21 protein-coding genes and 1 riboswitch are annotated in these 18,821 nt (G+C 67.7%); of the genes, 16 read left to right on the top strand and 5 right to left on the bottom strand.

Going from position 1 to position 18,821, the window contains the following annotated elements:
- Positions 1-112 precede the first annotated feature (112 nt).
- The 5 genes from F7R19_RS12100 (at position 113) to F7R19_RS12080 (ending at position 4,170) form a co-directional block, all read left to right on the top strand.
- A complete protein-coding gene (locus F7R19_RS12100; RefSeq protein ID WP_150980836.1) occupies positions 113-1,324 on the top strand; it encodes an FAD-dependent oxidoreductase in 1,212 nt (403 codons plus the stop codon).
- 12 nt (positions 1,325-1,336) lie between these two features.
- Positions 1,337-1,534 (top strand): sulfur carrier protein ThiS, encoded by a 198-nt coding sequence (gene thiS, locus F7R19_RS12095; RefSeq protein WP_061956240.1) that lies wholly within the window; start codon positions 1,337-1,339, stop codon positions 1,532-1,534.
- A gap of 6 nt (positions 1,535-1,540) precedes the next feature.
- A complete protein-coding gene (locus tag F7R19_RS12090; protein ID WP_061956238.1) occupies positions 1,541-2,389 on the top strand; it encodes a thiazole synthase in 849 nt (282 codons plus the stop codon).
- On the top strand, positions 2,386-3,516 hold the full coding sequence (locus F7R19_RS12085) for a thiamine phosphate synthase (protein WP_150980835.1): 1,131 nt from the start codon (positions 2,386-2,388) through the stop codon (positions 3,514-3,516). Before F7R19_RS12090 ends, F7R19_RS12085 begins: the two co-directional genes overlap by 4 nt.
- 219 nt (positions 3,517-3,735) lie before the next feature.
- On the top strand, positions 3,736-4,170 hold the full coding sequence (locus F7R19_RS12080) for a PaaI family thioesterase (protein WP_061956234.1): 435 nt from the start codon (positions 3,736-3,738) through the stop codon (positions 4,168-4,170).
- Here the strand turns inward: F7R19_RS12080 and F7R19_RS12075 are convergent.
- Positions 4,167-4,640: a PGDYG domain-containing protein gene (locus F7R19_RS12075; protein ID WP_061956381.1), complete on the bottom strand. Its 474-nt coding sequence runs from the start codon at positions 4,638-4,640 to the stop codon at positions 4,167-4,169. The two genes, F7R19_RS12080 and F7R19_RS12075, sit on opposite strands and share 4 nt — an antisense overlap.
- A gap of 5 nt (positions 4,641-4,645) precedes the next feature.
- Complete coding sequence (gene thiD, locus F7R19_RS12070; RefSeq protein ID WP_061956232.1) at positions 4,646-5,476, bottom strand: bifunctional hydroxymethylpyrimidine kinase/phosphomethylpyrimidine kinase; 831 nt, start codon at positions 5,474-5,476, stop codon at positions 4,646-4,648.
- Positions 5,477-5,572: 96 nt separating this feature from the next.
- Positions 5,573-5,677: riboswitch (S-adenosyl-L-homocysteine riboswitch) on the top strand.
- A 108-nt stretch (positions 5,678-5,785) separates the two neighbouring features.
- Here thiD and ahcY point away from each other — a divergent pair.
- From ahcY to F7R19_RS12045, 5 genes are all read left to right on the top strand, one after another.
- Positions 5,786-7,204, top strand: coding sequence for an adenosylhomocysteinase (ahcY, locus tag F7R19_RS12065; protein ID WP_061956230.1), 1,419 nt, complete (start codon positions 5,786-5,788; stop codon positions 7,202-7,204).
- Positions 7,205-7,467: 263 nt separating this feature from the next.
- On the top strand, positions 7,468-7,815 hold the full coding sequence (locus F7R19_RS12060) for a phage holin family protein (protein WP_061956228.1): 348 nt from the start codon (positions 7,468-7,470) through the stop codon (positions 7,813-7,815).
- 82 nt (positions 7,816-7,897) lie between these two features.
- Complete coding sequence (gene metF / locus F7R19_RS12055; RefSeq protein WP_061956226.1) at positions 7,898-8,728, top strand: methylenetetrahydrofolate reductase [NAD(P)H]; 831 nt, start codon at positions 7,898-7,900, stop codon at positions 8,726-8,728.
- A gap of 26 nt (positions 8,729-8,754) precedes the next feature.
- Positions 8,755-9,117 carry a TfoX/Sxy family protein gene (locus tag F7R19_RS12050; RefSeq protein ID WP_150980834.1) on the top strand — a complete coding sequence of 121 codons (363 nt, stop codon included), beginning with the start codon at positions 8,755-8,757 and terminating at the stop codon, positions 9,115-9,117.
- Positions 9,118-9,168: 51 nt separating this feature from the next.
- Positions 9,169-9,927: a Mut7-C RNAse domain-containing protein gene (locus tag F7R19_RS12045; RefSeq protein WP_061956379.1), complete on the top strand. Its 759-nt coding sequence runs from the start codon at positions 9,169-9,171 to the stop codon at positions 9,925-9,927.
- A gap of 98 nt (positions 9,928-10,025) precedes the next feature.
- Here F7R19_RS12045 and F7R19_RS12040 read toward each other — a convergent pair whose 3' ends face one another.
- Positions 10,026-10,634, bottom strand: coding sequence for a 5-formyltetrahydrofolate cyclo-ligase (locus F7R19_RS12040; protein ID WP_150980833.1), 609 nt, complete (start codon positions 10,632-10,634; stop codon positions 10,026-10,028).
- Positions 10,635-10,734: 100 nt separating this feature from the next.
- Between F7R19_RS12040 and F7R19_RS12035 the strand changes: the two genes are divergently transcribed.
- The 4 genes from F7R19_RS12035 (at position 10,735) to F7R19_RS12020 (ending at position 16,042) form a co-directional block, all read left to right on the top strand.
- Entirely contained in the window at positions 10,735-12,702 is a 1,968-nt protein-coding gene (locus F7R19_RS12035; protein WP_150980832.1) for a lytic transglycosylase domain-containing protein, read from the top strand.
- Between the two features lie 111 nt (positions 12,703-12,813).
- A complete protein-coding gene (locus F7R19_RS12030; RefSeq protein WP_150980831.1) occupies positions 12,814-13,836 on the top strand; it encodes a complex I NDUFA9 subunit family protein in 1,023 nt (340 codons plus the stop codon).
- A gap of 269 nt (positions 13,837-14,105) precedes the next feature.
- Complete coding sequence (locus F7R19_RS12025) at positions 14,106-14,798, top strand: glutathione S-transferase family protein (RefSeq protein ID WP_150980830.1); 693 nt, start codon at positions 14,106-14,108, stop codon at positions 14,796-14,798.
- A 2-nt stretch (positions 14,799-14,800) separates the two neighbouring features.
- Entirely contained in the window at positions 14,801-16,042 is a 1,242-nt protein-coding gene (locus F7R19_RS12020) for a multifunctional CCA addition/repair protein (protein ID WP_150980829.1), read from the top strand.
- A gap of 84 nt (positions 16,043-16,126) precedes the next feature.
- Here the strand turns inward: F7R19_RS12020 and F7R19_RS12015 are convergent, their stop codons facing one another.
- Positions 16,127-16,321, bottom strand: coding sequence for a DUF2905 domain-containing protein (locus F7R19_RS12015; protein ID WP_061956212.1), 195 nt, complete (start codon positions 16,319-16,321; stop codon positions 16,127-16,129).
- A 9-nt stretch (positions 16,322-16,330) separates the two neighbouring features.
- Positions 16,331-17,509 (bottom strand): class I SAM-dependent methyltransferase, encoded by a 1,179-nt coding sequence (locus tag F7R19_RS12010; RefSeq protein ID WP_061956210.1) that lies wholly within the window; start codon positions 17,507-17,509, stop codon positions 16,331-16,333.
- A 16-nt stretch (positions 17,510-17,525) separates the two neighbouring features.
- On the opposite strand from F7R19_RS12010, the gene F7R19_RS12005 reads away from it, so the two are divergent.
- Complete coding sequence (locus F7R19_RS12005; protein WP_061956208.1) at positions 17,526-18,344, top strand: SDR family oxidoreductase; 819 nt, start codon at positions 17,526-17,528, stop codon at positions 18,342-18,344.
- 24 nt (positions 18,345-18,368) lie between these two features.
- On the top strand, positions 18,369-18,767 hold the full coding sequence (locus F7R19_RS12000) for a dihydroneopterin aldolase (RefSeq protein WP_061956206.1): 399 nt from the start codon (positions 18,369-18,371) through the stop codon (positions 18,765-18,767).
- Positions 18,768-18,821 lie beyond the last annotated feature (54 nt).

The following is an 18,821-nucleotide window of genomic DNA, read 5'->3' as shown; positions in this document are numbered from 1 at the left end:
GTGCCGCAGTACCCGAGTCCCGCGCGCGGCGCCCCCACGCGGCGCGGCGGTATTCACCCAACAGGAGGCCGGACGGCGTACCAGCTTTGTCAACGCCGCCGGCATACAAGCCATGACAGCAGTACAGTCCTTCGATGTCGCCATCCTCGGCGCCGGTCTCGCCGGGCGGTTATCCGCCTGGCAACTGGTGCGCGCCGGCGCCCGCGTGGCGCTGATCGAGCGGGGCGGCCCCGACGGCAGCGGCTCGGCCGCGCATGTGGCCGCGGCCATGCTCGCGCCGCTGGCCGAATCCGCCATTGCCGAACGCCGCATCGTCGACCTTGGCATCGCCAGCGTCGATCTGTGGCGCAGTTGGCTGCAGGAATTGCCCGAGCGCGTGTTCTTCCAGGAAGACGGCACGCTGGTGGTATGGCATGCGCGCGACCGCGCCGAAGTCTCGCTGTTCACCAGCCGCATGCGCGCCGTGGCGCCCCCCGAGCTGGTGCAGGACCGCCTGCGCGCGCTGGACGGCAACGGCGTGGGCCAGGTTGAACCGGCGCTGGCCGGACGCTTCACGCAGGGCCTGCTGCTGCAGGGCGAAGGCCAGCTCGACAACCGCGGCGCGATGCGCGCGCTGCTGGCCTGTGCCATCGAGCACGGCATGCATTGCGTCTGGGAGGCCGGCGAGATCGATGCCGTTGCGCTGCCGGGCATGGGCATCCACGCGGGCGTGGTGCTCGACTGCCGCGGCCTGGGCGCGCGCGAGGCGTGGACCGATGCTACCGACGCGCAGCGCGCGGCCTTGCCGGGTTTGCGCGGGTTGCGCGGCGAGGTGGTGCGCGTGCATGCGCCCGACGTCAAGCTGCAGCGGCCGGTGCGCCTGCTGCATCCGCGCTATCCGATCTATATCGCGCCCAAGCCGAACGATCTCTACGTGATCGGCGCCACCGAAATCGAAAGCGAAGACGATTCGCCGATGAGCGTGCGATCCGCGCTGGAACTGCTCTCGGCGGCGCATTCGCTGCATCCCGCGTTCGGCGAGGCGCGCGTGCTCGAACTCAACGTGCAGCGCCGCCCGACGCGCCCGGATCACCTGCCCGCGATTCGCGTCGACCAGCCGTCGCGCGTGGTGCGCGTGAACGGGCTGTACCGCCACGGCTGGCTGATTGCGCCGGCGGTGACCGAGGCCGCGTGCCAGGTGGTGCGCGCGCTGCTCGATGGCGATCCGGCCGCGCACGCGGTGCCGTCGTCGCTGCGCTGGCCCGGCATGATCGCTCCCGTGCACGAACCGGCGTCGCTCGCGCGCGGCGGCTTTCCGGACGCCGGCGGCGGTCTGCTCCATTAATCCGACAACACCATGGAAATCCTGCTCAATGGCAAACCGCTGCAGCTACCCGACGCCGCCACGCTGGCGGACGCGGTAAGCGCGGCTGCCATCGCGCCGCCGTTTGCCGCCGCGGTGAACGGCCAGTTCGTGCCGCGCACCGCGCATGCGGCCACCTCGCTCCACGCGGGCGACCAGATCGATCTCGTGCAACCGGTGACGGGAGGCTAAATCATCATGACATTCGAACCTGCTGAATCGTTGCGCGATCCGTTCGTGCTGTATGGCGAATCGTTCGATTCGCGCCTGTTGCTGGGCACCGCCCGCTATCCGTCGCCGGCCACGCTGCAGGCCGCCGTCGAGGCGTCGCGCCCGGCCATGATCACCGTGGCGCTGCGCCGCCAGAGCGCGGTGGGCAGCGGCGACGGCCAGACGCTGGGCGGCGACACCTTCTGGCAGATGCTGCGCACGCTGGGCGTGCCGGTGCTGCCCAATACCGCCGGCTGCTTCACTGCCAACGAGGTCGTCAATACGGCGATGATGGCGCGCGAAGTGTTCGAGACCGACTGGATCAAGCTCGAACTGATCGGCGACGACTACACGCTGCAGCCCGATACGCTGAACATGCCGGCCGTGGCCGAAACGCTGATCAAGGAAGGCTTCAAGGTGTTGCCGTACTGCACCGAGGACCTGGTGCTGTGCCGCCGCCTGCTGGATGTGGGCTGCCAGGCGCTGATGCCGTGGGCCGCGCCGATCGGCACCGGGCGCGGCGCGGTCAATCCGCACGCGATGCGCACGCTGCGCGACCGCCTGCCCGATACGCCGCTGATCGTCGACGCGGGGCTGGGATTGCCGTCGCATGCGGCGCAGGTGCTGGAGTGGGGCTACGACGGCGTGTTGCTGAACACCGCCGTCGCGCAGGCAGCATATCCGGTGAACATGGCACGCGCGTTCGCCCAGGCCGTGCAGGCCGGCCGCACCGCTTATCTGGCCGGGCCGATGCCCGAGCGCGAAGTCGCGCAGGCCAGCACGCCCGTGGTCGGCATGCCGTTCTGGCACGCCGAAGGCGCGGAGGATCGCGCATGACGCGCCCGGGTGTTGCCGCGGCCATCGACGCCGCCCTGTTCGAAGACCTGATGGAGCGCTTTGCCGCGAGGTTCGGGCGCGATGACACGCCATGGCGCGCGTGGCCGCTGGCCAATGCGCCGGCCACGCTGGGCGGCCACGACGTGGTGCTGTCCGATGGCGAGGCCGAGACCAATGCGATCGATCGCGTTGCGGCGGCCAATGCGGTGCTGATCGAAACCGAGCGCGAAGGCGGCCGCTGGATCGACACGGTGCGTTCGCCGATGGGCACCTGGGTGCTCGACGTGCCGGCCGACGACGAGACCGCGCATTCGCCGGCCTTCGTGGCCGTGCTGTGCGCGGCGCTGTCGCTGCATTTTCCCGCGCACGACGCGCTGTGCATCGCGCGCGCGTGGCAGCCGGGCAGTGCGGCGTGGCCGACCGATTTCGCGCGCTTCCCGAAGGTGCGCCATGCCGCGCTGGTGCCGGCCGGACAATCCGCGCCCGCTTTTGCGCCGTGTCCGCCCGATCTGGGCCTGTACGCGGTGATGCCAAGCGCGGCCTGGATCGAAAAGCTGGTGCCGTTGAAGGTGCCGACCGTGCAGTTGCGCTTCAAGTCCGACGATCCCGCCGCGGTGAAGGCCGAAGTGGTGCGCGCCGCCAATGCGGCGAAGGGCCAGTCGTCGCGGCTGTTCATCAACGACCACTGGCGCGTGGCGATCGACCACCATGCGGCGTGCGGCGGGGACAGCGGCATCTATGGCATCCATCTGGGTCAGGAAGACCTGGACGCGGCCGATCTCGATGCGATCCGGGCGTCGGGCCTGCGTCTGGGCGTGTCCACGCACGGCTACGCGGAGATGCTGCGCGTGGCGGCCATCGGCCCCAGCTACCTGGCGCTCGGCGCCATTTTCCCGACCACCACCAAGGTCATGCCGACGCAGCCGCAGGGCATGGGGCGCTTCCAGTCGTATGTGGCGCTGATGCAGCCGGTGATTCCGTCGCTGGTCGGCATTGGCGGCGTCAACGCCGGCAATATGCGCGAAGTGCTGGCCGTGGGCGTGGGCAGCGCGGCGGTGGTGCGCGCGATCACCGAGGCCGACGACGTGCCCGCCGCAGTGGCGGACCTGACCCGCATGTTCGCCTGAGGCCGCCCGGCCTGCCCCCGGCGCGCCCTGAGGGGACGCCAAGGGGGCAGGGCGGCGACGAATTCCCCGTCCGGCGCCGGCGCGTCACGAAATCCGACAGATTGGGCGCTAACCGGCCACTCCATCTGGCAGCGCCCCACCAATCCGCATATCCTCTCTCGTCCAGTCACCAGAGCAATGAGGTTCCGACCTACGGAACCCGGCAGAGAGGAAACAGCTGTGCACGACATCAAGCCCGCCGCTCCCGGCACGCCCGACAAGCCCTATTTCGGTATCGACATCCCGCTGATGCGCCTGCTGGGCCTGCAGCCGGAACACATGGAAGACGGACTGTGCCGCACCCGGCTGCCCGCCAACCCGAACGTTGTGAACAGCCGTGGCGACGTGCACGGCGGCACGCTGATGGCGGTGCTCGATTTCACGCTGAGCGGCGCGGCGCGCTCGCATGCGCCGCTGGAAGTGGGCGTGATCACGATCGACATGTCCACGCATTTCCTGGCCGCCGCGCGCGGTGAACTGACGTTCGAGGCGCGCATCATGCGCCGCGGCGGCAAGATCGCCTTTGTCGAGGGCGAGGCCCGCGACGCCGCGGGTACGGTGGTTTGCTCGGCCCGCGCCGCGTTCAAGCTGGTGCAGCTGGTGGGCGGCAACTAGGCCTTCGGATCTTCCGGTTCCGCGCGTTCCGACGGTTGCGACGGCGCGGGCCGGTACACGGCAAGAAATCTTGCGCGCTCGGTGATGCCATGGTCGCCGGGCGCGTATTGCATCAGCCAGTCGCCGGGTTTGCCGTTGAGCACGTCGCCGCCCGCCGATCGCTCGATGGCAAAGGCGCGCGACATCTCCTTGACCAGCACGGGCGTCGGCTTGTTGCGATAGGCGCCGTCCTCGCCATGGGCGTGCGATGCGGCCGGCAGGTAGCGCGCATCGAAGCGCGCGCGCGACACCACCCAGCGGTCGCCGGTGGCGCCGGTAACAATGGCGTCGCCGCGTCCATAGCGGTTAGGCCCCTCGCGGCTGATCAGCTCGCCCGCTCCGGCGGCAAACGTCACCTGCACGGTTTCGTCCTTCACGTACCAGCGCGCGTCGGGGTCCTGGCGCAGGTCGATGTCGGTCAGCATTTCCATCGTGGTCATCCCAGCGCGCGCGGCGCGAAGCTGTGGTTCAGCGGGCCGTTGCCGGCGCCCAGGCGCAGTTGCGCGCCGGCGGCGATAGCCTGGGCGACGTAATCGAGCGCGGTGCTGACGGCGTCGGGCAGCGCCTCGCCGCGCGCCAACTGGGCCGCGATGGCCGCGGCCAGCGTGCAGCCGGTGCCGTGCAGGTTCGGCGTGTCGATGCGCCGATGCGTGTACACGCGCACGGTGCCGTCGGCCAGCATCAGCAGGTCGTCCAGTCCCGCCGCGCCCGGGCCGTCGTCCTCCAGGTGCCCGCCCTTGAGCAGCACGGCCTGACAGCCCATGGCCAGCAGGTCGGCCGCAGCGGCCTCCATCTCGGCGCGGCGCGCGATGCGCCGGCCCAGCAAATACGACGCCTCGGGCAGATTCGGCGTGACCAGCGTGGCGCGCGCAAACAGCAGCCTGACCATCGCCTGGCTGGTTGCATCGTCGGACAGCGTGGCGCCCGAAGTGGAAATCATGACGGGATCCACCACGAGCCGGCGGATGCCATGTCGATCGACTGCATCGGCCACCGCTTCGACGATCGCGGCTGTGCCCAGCATGCCGGTCTTGGCGGCGTCGACGCCGATGTCGCTGGCCACCGCGTCGATCTGCGCCGCGACCATGTCGGCGGGAATCGCGTGCACGCCGGTCACGCCGAGCGTGTTCTGCGCCGTGATGGCGGTGATCGCGCTCATGCCGAAGCAGCCCAGCGCGGCGAAAGTCTTCAGATCCGCCTGGATGCCTGCGCCGCCGCCGGAATCGGAACCGGCGATGGTCAGGGTGCGGGGTGGCGTGGGGAGCATGTGCAAGGCGCGGGGTGAGGGGAGGGTGGCGAACAAAAGCAGGAAAAAAACTAGGGGTTCACGCCGCAGGGCGCAAACAGGACGCTACAATACCGCCACTCCGAGGAGCGTTGCAACGGATGGACTTCGCGGCACAGGCGGTCACGCCCTGTCCCAGCGCCATTCGCCAGGCTCGGAATGTCTCAACGGCGCTCGCTGTTCCGTGGTTTGCACGGGACGCGAGTCGACCTGTCTGCCCGCCGCGATCATCATCGCGGCGCGTCCGCATCTTCTCCCGTTCCATGCGCCACTCTTACATCGGAGTGAAACATGAACGCTGTGACCGACCTGAAGCAAGATTACCTCGTGGCCGATATCGGCCTGGCCGGCTGGGGCCGCAAGGAAATCGCCATCGCCGAGACCGAAATGCCGGGCCTGATGGCAATCCGTGACGAATTCGCCGCCGCGCAGCCGCTCAAGGGCGCGCGCATTGCCGGCTCGCTGCACATGACGATCCAGACCGCCGTGCTGATCGAGACGCTCAAGGCGCTGGGCGCCGACGTGCGCTGGGCATCGTGCAACATCTATTCGACGCAGGACCATGCCGCTGCCGCCATCGCCGCATCGGGCACGCCGGTCTTCGCGTTCAAGGGCGAGACGCTCAAGGAATACTGGGACTTCACGCACCGCATCTTCGACTGGGCCGACGGCGGCACGCCGAACATGATCCTGGACGACGGCGGTGATGCCACGCTGCTGCTGCACCTGGGCGCGCGCGCCGAAAAGGATGCGTCGCTGATCGCCAAGCCGACCAGCGAGGAAGAAACCTACCTGTTCGCCGCCATCAAGGAAAAGCTGGCGAAGGATCCGGGCTGGTACAGCCGCAACCTCGCAGCCATCCGCGGCGTGACCGAGGAAACCACCACCGGCGTGCACCGCCTGTACCAGATGGCGCAAAAGGGCGAACTCAAGTTCCCGGCCATCAACGTCAACGACTCGGTCACCAAGAGCAAGTTCGACAACCTGTACGGCTGCCGTGAATCGCTGGTGGACGGCATCAAGCGCGCCACCGACGTGATGATCGCCGGCAAGGTCGCCGTGGTGGCGGGTTATGGCGACGTGGGCAAGGGCAGCGCACAGGCGCTGCGCGCGCTGTCGGCCCAGGTCTGGGTCACGGAAATCGACCCGATCTGCGCGCTGCAGGCCGCCATGGAAGGCTACCGCGTCGTCACGATGGACTACGCTGCCGAACACGGCGACATCTTCGTGACCTGCACCGGCAACTACCACGTGATCACGCATGACCACATGGTCAAGATGAAGGACCAGGCCATCGTCTGCAACATCGGCCACTTCGACAACGAGATCGACATCGCGTCGATCGAAAAGTACGAATGGGACGAAATCAAGCCGCAGGTCGACCACGTCGTGTTCCCGGACGGCAAGAAGCTGATCATCCTGGCCAAGGGCCGCCTGGTGAACCTGGGCTGCGCCACGGGCCACCCGTCGTACGTGATGAGCAGCTCGTTTGCCAACCAGACGATCGCGCAGATCGAACTGTGGGCCGAGCGTGACAGCGGCAAGTACCCGGTGGGCGTGTACGTGCTGCCCAAGCACCTGGACGAAAAGGTCGCGCGCCTGCAGCTGAAGAAGCTCAACGCGCAACTGACCGAGCTGACCGACCAGCAGGCGGCCTACATCGGCGTGCAGAAGCAAGGCCCGTACAAGGCCGACCACTACCGCTATTGATTGGCGGTGCCCCTCCCGCCACGCGGCGGACGAGGGGCGTGGAACGCGCACCGGCGTCTCGGCGCTGGCGGCCGCTCGATCCGGCGTCGCGGGCGGCCAAACCTGCGGCGCGATCAAGCGGCGGCCGCGCCCGATGAACCGGCGCCGCGGTGCGCGGTCCTTCTCTACTGGCCGACGGGCGCGACGCTCGCCGGCCGACGCGATCGATCGACGTCGATCGCCTTCGCAAGCGATTGCATCGCCCTGAAAACAAAGGAGTCGCAATGAGACTGTTGGCCGTCTGGATCATCAATGCCGCTGCACTGTTTCTGGTAGGCAGCCTGATCAGCGGAATCCATCTCGGAGGCTTCGGCGCCGCGATGATCGCCGCGCTGGTGCTGGGTCTGGTCAACACGCTGATCCGGCCGATCCTGGTCATCCTGACTCTGCCGGTCACGCTGGTGACGCTGGGTCTGTTCATCTTCGTCATCAACGCGCTGCTGTTCCTGTTCGTCGGCAACCTGCTGCAGGGATTCGTCGTGAACGGGTTTGGCGCCGCGCTGCTGGGCTCGATCCTGTACAGCGTGATCTCGTGGATCCTCTCCAGCGTGTTGCTGGGCGAGCGCAACTGACCAGCCGTCCGGGCGCCCCGCGCGGCGCCGATGGCCTGCTTCAACGATTCTTATCGGGCGCCGCGAATGCGGCGTGCCAACCATGACTGATCGCTACTACAGCTTCGAATTCTTCCCGCCCAAGACGGCGGAAGGCGCGGAGAAACTGCGCAACACGCGCGCGCAACTGGCGCCGCTGCAGCCCAAGTACATCTCCGTGACGTTTGGCGCGGGCGGCACCACGCAGCAAGGCACGCTCGACGCCGTGCTGGAAATCCAGCGCGAAGGCATCGAAGCCGCGCCGCATCTGTCGTGCGTGGGATCGTCTCGCGAGAGCATCCGCAATATCCTGCAGACGTATCGCGACGGCGGCATCCGCCATATTGTCGCGCTGCGCGGCGACATGCCGTCCGGCATGGGCGAGATCGGCGAGTTCCGCTATGCCAACGAACTGGTCGAATTCATCCGCGCGGAGACCGGCGACTGGTTCAACATCGAAGTCGCCGCCTATCCCGAATACCATCCGCAGGCACGCTCGCCCAAGCACGATCTGGACAATTTCGTGCGCAAGGTGAAGGCCGGCGCCAACTCGGCGATCACGCAGTATTTCTACAACGCCGACGCGTACTTCCGCTTCGTCGACGACGTGCGCAAGATGGGCGTGGACGTGCCGATCGTGCCGGGCATCATGCCGATCACCAACTACTCGCAGCTGATGCGCTTTTCCGAGATGTGCGGCGCCGAAGTGCCGCGCTGGGTGGCCAAGCGGCTCGAATCGTTCGGCGACGACAAGGAAGCGATCCGCGCCTTCGGCCTCGATGTGGTGACCGCTTTGTGCGAGCGCCTGCTGGCCGCCGGCGTGCCAGGCCTGCACTTCTACACGCTCAATACCGCCGCGGCCACCAAGGCGATCTGGCAGCGGCTGAAGCTGTAACGCCGCCCACCGCCGCCGATCCTGCAATGCCCGCCGCGCGCCGCCCAGATCCGTTCGTCGAGCACCTGCTCGAACTGATGGCGCCGCTGGCGTCCGGCATCGGCCCGATCACGGCCAAACGCATGTTTGGCGGGCACGGTCTGTTTTACGATGGCCTGATGTTCGCGCTGGTCAGCGGCGGCCAGTGCTACCTGAAAGCCGACGACGTGACGCTAGCGCGCTTTGCCGCCGAAGGCAGCGAGCCGTTTCGCTACCACTCGGCGCGGCGCGAGGTGACGTTGCGTCACTATCTGAGCCTCCCGCCCGCGTGCCTGGAATCGCCGGCCGCGATGACGCCCTGGGCGCGCATGGCGGTGGAGGCCGCATTGCGGATCGGCAACGCCCGATAGCGGCGTGTCGTGGCGTGTTGCGCCGCGCGCGATGGTGTCATACTCGACGCCATGGTCCACGCCACTTTCCGTTTCTACGAGGAACTGAACGATTTCCTGGCGCCATCGCAACGGCGCCGCGACCTGTCGCGCGCCTGCGCGCGGGCGGCCACGGTCAAGCACATGATCGAGGCGCTGGGCGTGCCGCATACCGAGGTGGAACTGATTCTCGTGAATGGCGAATCGGCGCCGTTCGACCACATCATTGAGGACGGCGACCGCGTGGCCGTCTATCCGCAGTTCGAATCGCTCGATATCACGCCGCTGCTGCGCGTGCGCGAGCGCCCGCTGCGCGAGATCCGCTTTATTGCCGATGCGCACCTGGGCGGTCTTGCGCACCTCTTGCGCATGACCGGATTCGACACGCTCTACGACAACCATTTCGAGGACAGCGAGATTGCGCGCATCGCCGCCGCCGAGCGGCGCATCGTGCTGACGCGCGACCGCGAACTGCTCAAGCGCCGCGAAATCACGCACGGCTGCTATGTGCGCGCCATCAAGTCGCCGCTGCAGGCGCGCGAGGTGTTTGCGCGGCTCGATCTGGCGCGCAGTGCGCGGCCGTTTGCGCTATGCCTGGACTGCAACGTGCCGCTGCAACGCATCGACAAGCCGCAGGCGCAGGGCCGCGTGCCCGATGGCGTGTTCGAGCGGCACGAGCGCTTTGTCAGTTGCCCGAAGTGCCGGCGCGTGTTCTGGGAAGGATCGCACTGGAAGCGCATGCGCGAGCTGATCGACGCACTCGTGCCGGCGCCAGCGCCTGCTGCAAGTTAAGGGCGCGATGTGGGGGCGTGGCGTCATGTGGTCGCGGCGCGTGTCCGAGCGCGTCTGTGGCCAGCGCGCGGCATCGCCTGGCGTGCTGGCGCGAACGCTCAGACCGCGCCGCTTTCGGTGACCAGCCAGTCCATCGGCAAGTCGTGCGCGGCCGGCCGCAGTGCGATGCGGCACGCATCGAAAGCGATGCCGATCGCCAGCGGCTGCGCGCCGCGCTCGGCCATGGCGGCCAGCGTGCGATCGTAGAAGCCGCCGCCGTAGCCCAGCCGGAACTTCTCGGCGCTGAAACCGACACAGGGAATGAGCAGCGCGTCGGGCGTGGCGGCCGCAGTGCCATCGGGCACGGGAATGACGTAGTGTCCGGCGCGCATCGTCGTGTCAGGCGTCCACACATGGAAGTCCAGCGGCGCGCCGGGACGGCTGACCACCGGCAGGGCGGCCACGCGGCCCGCCATGGCCGCCAGCCATCGGGCCACCGTGGCGCGTGCATCGAATTCCTGCTGGATCGGCCAGTAGAAGCCCACCGTCTGCGCACCCACGCGCTCCAGCAGTGTGCCAAGCGCGGCATCGATGCGTGCATCGGCGGCGGCGCGGTGCGGCAGGTTGGCGCGCAGCGTTAGCAGTTGACGGCGCAACAGGCGGCGATCCTCGACGTCGGCGAATTGGCCGGCGTCAGGGCCGTTGTCCGGTGATTGAGGTGACGACATGGCGTGCAATAATGGCCGCGAACAATCAATGTCTGAGACAGGCAAATCTTCCGTGCCGCATGGGTTCATGGGCACCAGACCACACAAGGGATAGCAAATAATGCCGAAGGGAGTATATCTGCGCCGCGCCGGTCGCATCGCAGGGTTGGCGTTTGCGGGCGCGCTGCTGGCCAGCCCCGCCTATGCGCAGAAAAAGCCGGCGCCGCAGTCGCGCCCGGTGCAGCAACAGCCGGCCGCGCTGACCATTCCGTCGAATCCGGACGACGCCTTCGTGGCGCTGCGCGAAGCCGCGCGCAAGAACGACGTCGACCGCGCCGCGGCGATCTCGGCCACGCTGGTCGATTACCCGATTCCGTCGTACGTCGAATACTTCCGCATCAAACCGCAGATGTTCGACAGCAGCGGTCTCGCGCGCATCGACGCGCCCGATGCCGAAGTCGCCGCATTCCTGCAGCGCTACCAGGGCGACGCGATTGCCGACCGGATGCGCAACGACTGGTTGCTGGTGCTGGGCAAGAAGCGCGACTGGGCCAATTTCGATGTCCAGTATCCACAGTTCGTGCTCAAGGACGACACGCAGGTGGAGTGCTACGCGCTCTTGTCGCGCGCGCTGAAAGGCCAGAACGTAGCCGCCGAGGCGCGCGCCGTGCTGGTCGATCCGCGCTACTACGGCGAAGGCTGCGTCGATTTGATCGGCTACCTCGCGCAAAGCCAGCAGATCCAGCGTAGCGACGTGGCCTTCCAGGCACGTCAGGCGCTGGAGCAAAACTACACGACGCTGGCCGGCAAGATCGCCGCGACCGTCCCCGACGCGCGCGTCGACAGCGATTCGCTGGCCACCGTGGTGAAGATGGCGCGCAGCGATCCCGCGCAGGCCGCCGCCTATCTGAACACCATCGTCGGCACCATTTCGCGCGACGAACAGGGCGCGGCGTGGGGCGTGATCGGCCAGTTCGCCGCCAAGAAGCTGATGCCGGAAGCGGCCGGCTACTATCGTCGCCAGCTCGACATGGGCGGCAACCAGTGGCTTTCGGACGAATCGCAGGAGTGGCGCGTGCGCGCCGCGCTGCGCCAGGGCGACTGGAAACAGGTGCGCCAGTCGATCGACCTGATGCGCCCCGAACTGCGCGCCAAGGATCCGGCGTGGACATATTGGTACGCGCGCGCGCTCAAGGCCGACGGCCGCAACGCCGACGCGCAGGCGCAATTCCAGTCGATCGCCGGCCAGTTCAACTTCTACGGCCAACTGGCCAGCGAGGAACTGGGCAATCGCATCACGCTGCCGCAACGTACCATCGTGAGCGACGCCGAAGCGACGGCGATGCGCACGCGGCCAGGCTTCGTGCGCGCGCAGAAGTTCTACGACCTGAATCTGCGCTTCGAAGGCAATCGCGAATGGAACTGGGAATTGCGCGGCATGAGCGATCGCGAGCTGCTGGCGGCCGCCGAATATGCGCGCAAGATCGAGCTGCTGGACCGCACCGTCAACACCGCCGATCGCACCAGGACCGAGCACGATTTCGCGCAGCGTTTTCCGATGCCGTATCGCGACATCATGCAGCGCGCCACCGACGACGTCGGCCTGGATATGGCCTGGGCGTACGGGCTGATCCGTCAGGAGTCGCGGTTCATCATGAATGCGCGGTCTTCGGCGGGCGCCCATGGCCTGATGCAGGTGATGCCGGCCACGGCGAAGTTCGTCGCGCGGAAAATCGGCATGACCGATTTCTCGCCGTCGATGATGGGCGATCCCAACATCAACATCCTGCTCGGCACGAATTACATGAGCATGGTGCTGACGGACCTCGATAGTTCATGGACGCTGGCGTCGGCCGGGTACAACGCCGGCCCGGGACGCCCCAAGGCGTGGCGTTCGAGCCTGTCGCGGCCCGTGGAAGGCGCGATCTTTGCAGAGACCATCCCGTTCACGGAAACGCGAACCTATGTGAAGAATGTGCTTTCCAATGCCACGTACTATGCTGCATTGATGAGTGGCCGCCCGCAGTCGCTGAAAGACCGGCTGGGAGTGGTCGCGCCGTCGGCCGTCACGACGACCAGCCTGCCCTGATCCGCGGTCTGTTCCGGCTCGCCTGCCGGTCCGCCACACGGGCCGGCGGGCGCTTCGTGACGCGTCGCGCCTATTTCATGCCCGCGTAACGTGCAAGTCTCGGAGCCCAGCATGCAGACCAGCAATGTCCTTGTCATCGGGGGCGCCGGTTTCATCGGCAGCCACCTCGTGTCCCGCCTGGCCGGCGCGGCGTCCGCCTCGGGCGCGCCGATCGATCCGGCAGCCAATCCCGATAGTCCCATCGCACCCGAACGCATCGTGGTCGGCACGCGCAAGACCGAGCATGCCCAGCATCTGCTGTTGCTGCCGCGCGTGGAAGTCGTCGAGCTTGGGCTGGCCGATGCCGCCGTGCTCGACGACGCGATCGGGTCGCTCGGCGTCGACGGTATCGTCGTCAACCTGGTGGGCGTGCTCCATGGCGATCGCGCCGACCCGTACGGCCCGCAGTTTGCCGCCGCGCACGTGGATCTGCCGCGCCAGTTGGTGGAGGCTTGCCAGCGCACCGGCGTCCGCAGGCTGATCCACATGAGCGCGCTGGGCGCCGACCCGCAAGGCCCGTCGATGTATCTGCGCAGCAAGGGCGAAGGCGAGCGCGTGGTGCGCGAGAGCGGTCTGGACTGGACGATCTTCCGCCCGTCCGTGGTGTTCGGTCCCGACGACCATTTCATCAACTTGTTCGCGCAGTTGCAGCAGATGGCGCCCGTGGTGCCGCTGGCGTGCGCGCAGGCGCGTTTCCAGCCCGTGTTCGTGCTCGATGTGGCGCAGGCGTTCGTCAATGCGATGGCCAATCGCGCCACCATCGGGCAGGCCTACGAACTGGGCGGCCCGCAGGTCTATACGCTGGAGGAACTGGTGAAGTTTGCCGGGCGCGCCTCGGGCCATCCGCGACCGGTAATCGCGCTGCCCGATGCGCTGGCGCGCATGCAGGCCGCGGTGCTTGAGTACATGCCGGGCGGCACGGTGCTATCGCGCGACAACCTCGACTCGATGCGGCTCGACAACGTGCTGGCACAGCCGATGGCGCCGGAGCTCGGCGTGCATCCGCTCAGCCTCGAATCCGTGATGACCGATGTGCTGGCCGGCCGCGGCCACGAATCGGTCTTGCAGGCCATGCGCGGCAGCGTCCACCGCTGAAGCGACGCGGCGCAATCGCTCGCGAACGCGCATTTCGCTTGGAGCGCGGGCCGTTGCGTCGCTAGAATGTTCGGTTCCGGCGCATGGCCATGCGCGGCTGGGGCTTCGGCCAATGACCGCCCCAATCGCACAATCGCCCAAACGTCCATCCACGGTCTGCACGGCATCGGCCCGTCGTCCGCGACGGATCGCCGGCGCGCCGCGGATATCGCGCCCGCCATGCCCGCCACCGTCCAATCGCTGTGCCTGCCCCTTCAAGGAAATTCACGATGAAGCTCGTCATCGGCAACAAGAACTATTCGTCCTGGTCGCTGCGCCCCTGGCTGCTGCTGCGCCACGCCGGCATCGCATTCGAGGAAGTCGCGCTGCGCCTGTTCACCCCGGATTTCGACGTCGAGATCGCGCGCTATTCGCCGGCCGGCAAGGTGCCGACGCTGATTGATGGCGACGTGACCGTGTGGGATTCGCTGTCGATCTCCGAATACGTGGCCGAGCGCTTTCCTGAAAAGCAGTTGTGGCCCGCCGACGCCGCCGCGCGCGCGACGGCGCGCTCGGTCTGCGCGGAAATGCATTCGGGCTTCGGCAATCTGCGCAGCCAGATGCCGATGAACATCACGGCCAAGCTGGCGCCCGGCATCGGCTGGAACGTGGCCGTGCAGGGCGACATCGATCGCATCGCATCGATCTGGACCGATCTGCGCGCACGCCACGGTGCCAAGGGGCCGTTTCTGTTTGGCGAGTTTTCGGTGGCCGATGCGTTTTACGCGCCCGTGGTCAGCCGCTTTGCCACCTACGGGGTGCGCCTGCCCGATGCGGCACAGGCTTATGCCGACTTCATGCTGGGCTTGCCCGCCATGCAGGAATGGATCGCCGGCGCGCGCGCGGAGCGCGATTTCGTGGTGGCCGACGAGCCGTATCGCACGCGGCCCGATCGGCCCGATGCCATCGTCGTGACGGGTTGACGATGCAGGTCTATGCCGTCGGCGGCGCCATCCGCGATCAGTTGCTGGGTACGCCCAGCCAGGACCGCGACTATGTCGTGGTGGGCGCCACGCCGCAACAGATGGAAGCCGCCGGCTACAAGCCGGTGGGCAAGGATTTTCCCGTGTTCCTGCATCCGCAGACGCGCGCGGAATACGCGCTGGCGCGCACCGAGCGCAAGACGGCCGTGGGCTACAAGGGGTTTGCGTTCTATACCGGGCCCGATGTCACGCTAGAAGACGATCTGGTGCGGCGTGACCTCACCATCAACGCGATGGCCCAGGCGGTCGACGAACACGGCAATCTGGTCGGGCCGATCCTCGATCCCTACGGCGGCCGGCAGGATCTGCAGCGCCGCGTGTTCCGGCACGTTTCCGATGCGTTTGCCGAGGATCCCGTGCGGATCCTGCGCGCCGCGCGCTTTGCCGCGCGCTTCGCCGATTTCACTGTGGCGCCTGAGACGGTCGCGCTGATGCGCCGCATGGTCGAACTTGGCGAGGTCGACGCGCTGGTGCCCGAGCGCGTGTGGCAGGAACTGGCGCGCGGGCTGATGGAGGCCACGCCGTCGCGCATGTTCGATGTGTTGCGCGACTGTGGCGCGCTGGCGCGGCTGCTGCCGGAACTCGACCGCCTGTGGGGCGTGCCGCAGCGCGCCGATTATCACCCTGAAATCGATACCGGCGTGCACGTGATGATGGTGGTCGACTATGCCGCGCGCAGCGGCGCGTCGCTGCCCGTGCGCTTTGCCGCGTTGACGCACGACCTGGGCAAGGGCACCACGCCCGCAGACGTGCTGCCGCGCCATATCGGGCATGAACAGCGCAGCGTGAAACTGCTCGAAGCGGTCTGCCAGCGCCTGCGCGTGCCCAACGACTGCCGAGAACTGGCAGTGCTGGTGGCGCGCGAGCACGGCAATATCCATCGTTCCATGGAATTCGGCGCGGCGGCGCTGACGCGGCTGGTCGAACGCTGCGACGCGCTGCGCAAGCCCGAGCGCTTTGCCCAGGCCCTGCAGGCATGCGAAGCCGACGCGCGCGGCCGACTGGGCTTCGAGGACCGCGATTACCCGCAGACCGCGCGCCTGCTCGCGGCGCGCGAGGCCGCTGCGTCGGTCGATGCGGGCGCCATCGCCAAGGCCTGCGCCGACAAGGTCGACCTGATCAAGGATCGCGTGCACCAGGCGCGCGTGGCGGCAGTGGCCGGCCGGCTTGGTTTGATGGAGTAGGGGCAGCGCGCCCGGGCGGCGTGTGCGTAGGTGTTGCGCGCGGCGTTGCGGTGTGCAGGCCTCGCACGCCGCAACGCTGGCGCGCTAGAGGAGTTTGCCGATCACCAGCGCCAGCAGCGACAGCAGGATGGTCGATGCAAACGGCAGTACGTATTCGCGGCCGAACAGGCGGAAGCGCACGTCGCCGGGCAGTCGGCCCAGGCCGATCTTTTGCAGCCATGGCAGCGATGCGGACAGCACGATCACGCAGAGGAAGATGGTGAAGGTCCAGCGCAGCATGTCGGCGCCTCAGAGGGCAAAGCTGCGGTCGCCGCGCGCAAAGCCGGCCAGCGGCAGCGCGTCGTCGAGATCGCGGGTCAGCGCGATCACCTTGAACAGCTCGCCCATCTCGGCCTCGCTGAGCAGCTTCTGCACTGCGTTGGCCTGCGGCAGGAACGCGCGCGCGTCGGACGGATCCAGCGACATCATCAGGTCGGTAATGCCGGCGTTCATCAGGAAGCGCGCCTGGGAGGCGAAGCCCGCCACGGTCAGTCCTGCGTCGACGGCCGCTTCGGCGATGCCGCTGAAATTCACATGCGCGGTGATGTCCTGCAGCCCCGGGTACAGAAACGGATCGGGATGCGCATGATGGCGGTAGTGGCACATCAGCGTGCCGCCCGCGCGCTGCGGGTGGTAGTACTCGGCCGCCGGAAATCCGTAATCGATGAAGAAGGCCGCGCCGCGCGCCAGCATCGCGCCCACGGCGCGCGTGAAACCTTCGGCTTCAGCATGGGTTTCGGTGACCACGTCGTGATCGCCAGGGAAGTCTCGCAGCACGGCTGGCACCGCCGCATCGTCAAGTTGGCGGTCCTGGTAGGCAAAGCTGTCGCCGTCACGCACCACGCCGCGTTCGTGCCACTGGCCGTGATTGCGCGCGAACAGGCGCACCGGCATGGCGTCCAGCACCTCGTTGCCGACCACCACGCCCTCGAAACGGTCGGGCAGCGCGTCCAGCCACGTCACGCGCTCGGCCAGATGCGGGGCGCGCCGCGCCAGCGTTTCCTGCTGGCGTGCGCGCAACTCGCCCGACAGCTCGACGATGCTGTAGGACTGCGGCAGTGCGCCTTCGGATTCGAGCGCCAGCAGCAGGTCGGACGCCAGCCGCCCGGTGCCCGCGCCGAATTCCATCACGTGCGGCAGGTCCATGGCGACCAGCGGCGCGAACTGGCGCGCCAGCGTCCGTGCGAAAAACGGCGTCAGTTCGGGCGCCGTAATGAAATCGCTGCCGTCGCCGGCATCGCGGCCGAACTTGGCCGCGCCGCCGCTGTAATACCCCAGCCGCGGCGCGTAAAGCGCGAGCGACATGAAGCGATCGAAGCCGATCCAGCCGCCGGCGGCCGCAATGGCATCGCCAATCACAGTGGAAAGGGCCGTCGAGGCGGCAAGCGCGTCGGCGGAGGGAAGGGGTAGACTAGCGACTTTCTGCATACCGCGAATTGTAGCAATGCCAGATTCAATCACTCAGGGCGCCAGCGGCGCCCAATCGCGCGCATCGCGCGGCGTGGCACTGGTTACGGGCGGCGCACGCCGGCTCGGCCGCGCCATCGCGCTCGAACTGGCCGCGCAGGGCTGGGACGTGGCCATCCATTGCAACCGCTCGCGCGACGAGGCCGAGGCGCTGGCCACGCAGATCCGCGGCCTGGGCCGCCGTGCCGCGGTGCTGCAGGCCGATCTGTCGAGCGAGGCCGAGACCGGCAAGCTGATCGCCGCATGCGCCGATGCGCTGGGCGTGCCGTCGTGCCTGGTCAACAACGCCTCGCTGTTCCAGTACGACGTGGCCACGAGCTTTTCGTATGGATCGCTCGATACGCATATGCGCACCAACGTGGCGGCGCCGCTGCTGCTGGCCCGGGAGATGCACAAGGCGCTTGGCGCCGATGGCAACGATACCGAACAGCGCGGCGTGGTGATCAATCTGCTGGACCAGAAGCTCAATAACCTGAATCCCGATTTCCTGTCGTACACGCTGTCCAAGTCCGCATTGCAGACCGCGACGGTGCAGCTGGCGCAGGCGCTGGCGCCGCGGTTGCGCGTGGTGGGCGTGGCGCCCGGCATCACGCTGGTGTCGGGCGACCAGTCCGACCCGGGCTTCGTACGCGCGCATGCGATGACGCCGCTGGGCAAGTCGTCCACGCCGGACGATATCGCGCAGGCCGTCGCCTATCTGGCCGGCGCGCGCGCCGTGACCGGCACCACCCTCTATGTCGACGGGGGCCAGCACCTGATGCCGCTGGCCCGCGACGTAATGTTCCTCACCGAGTAAAGCTGTTTCGAGATTTCCCCTGCCATGACTTTTGCCGCCCTTTCCCATCCCAGCCTGCAAGACTGCCGTCGCATGTTCCTGCGCAACTACGAAGTGCAGATCAACATCGGCGTGCACGAATTCGAGAAAAAGGGCGAACAGCGTGTGCTGGTGAACATCGACCTGTTTGTGTCGCTGGCCGAAACCACGCCGCAGGCCGACAAGCTCGAGGAAGTGGTCGACTACGACTTCATGCGCAACACGGTGGCGGCCCGCATGGCGCAGGGGCACATCCATCTGCAGGAAACGCTGTGCGACGATGTGGCGCGCGCCATGCTGCAGCACCCGAAGGTGCGCGCGGTGCGCGTCTCGACCGAGAAGCCCGACGTCTATCCCGACTGCGAATCGGTTGGCGTCGAGGTCTTCCATCTGAAGCAGGCCTGAGCCGGCGCGCCGGGGAAAAAGCACCGCGCGGGCCGGTTGAGTAGAATATCGCCC

The organism is Cupriavidus pauculus (assembly GCF_008801835.1).
Taxonomy (GTDB): Bacteria; Pseudomonadota; Gammaproteobacteria; order Burkholderiales; family Burkholderiaceae; genus Cupriavidus; species Cupriavidus pauculus.
This window is presented reverse-complemented; position numbering and strand designations above follow the sequence as displayed.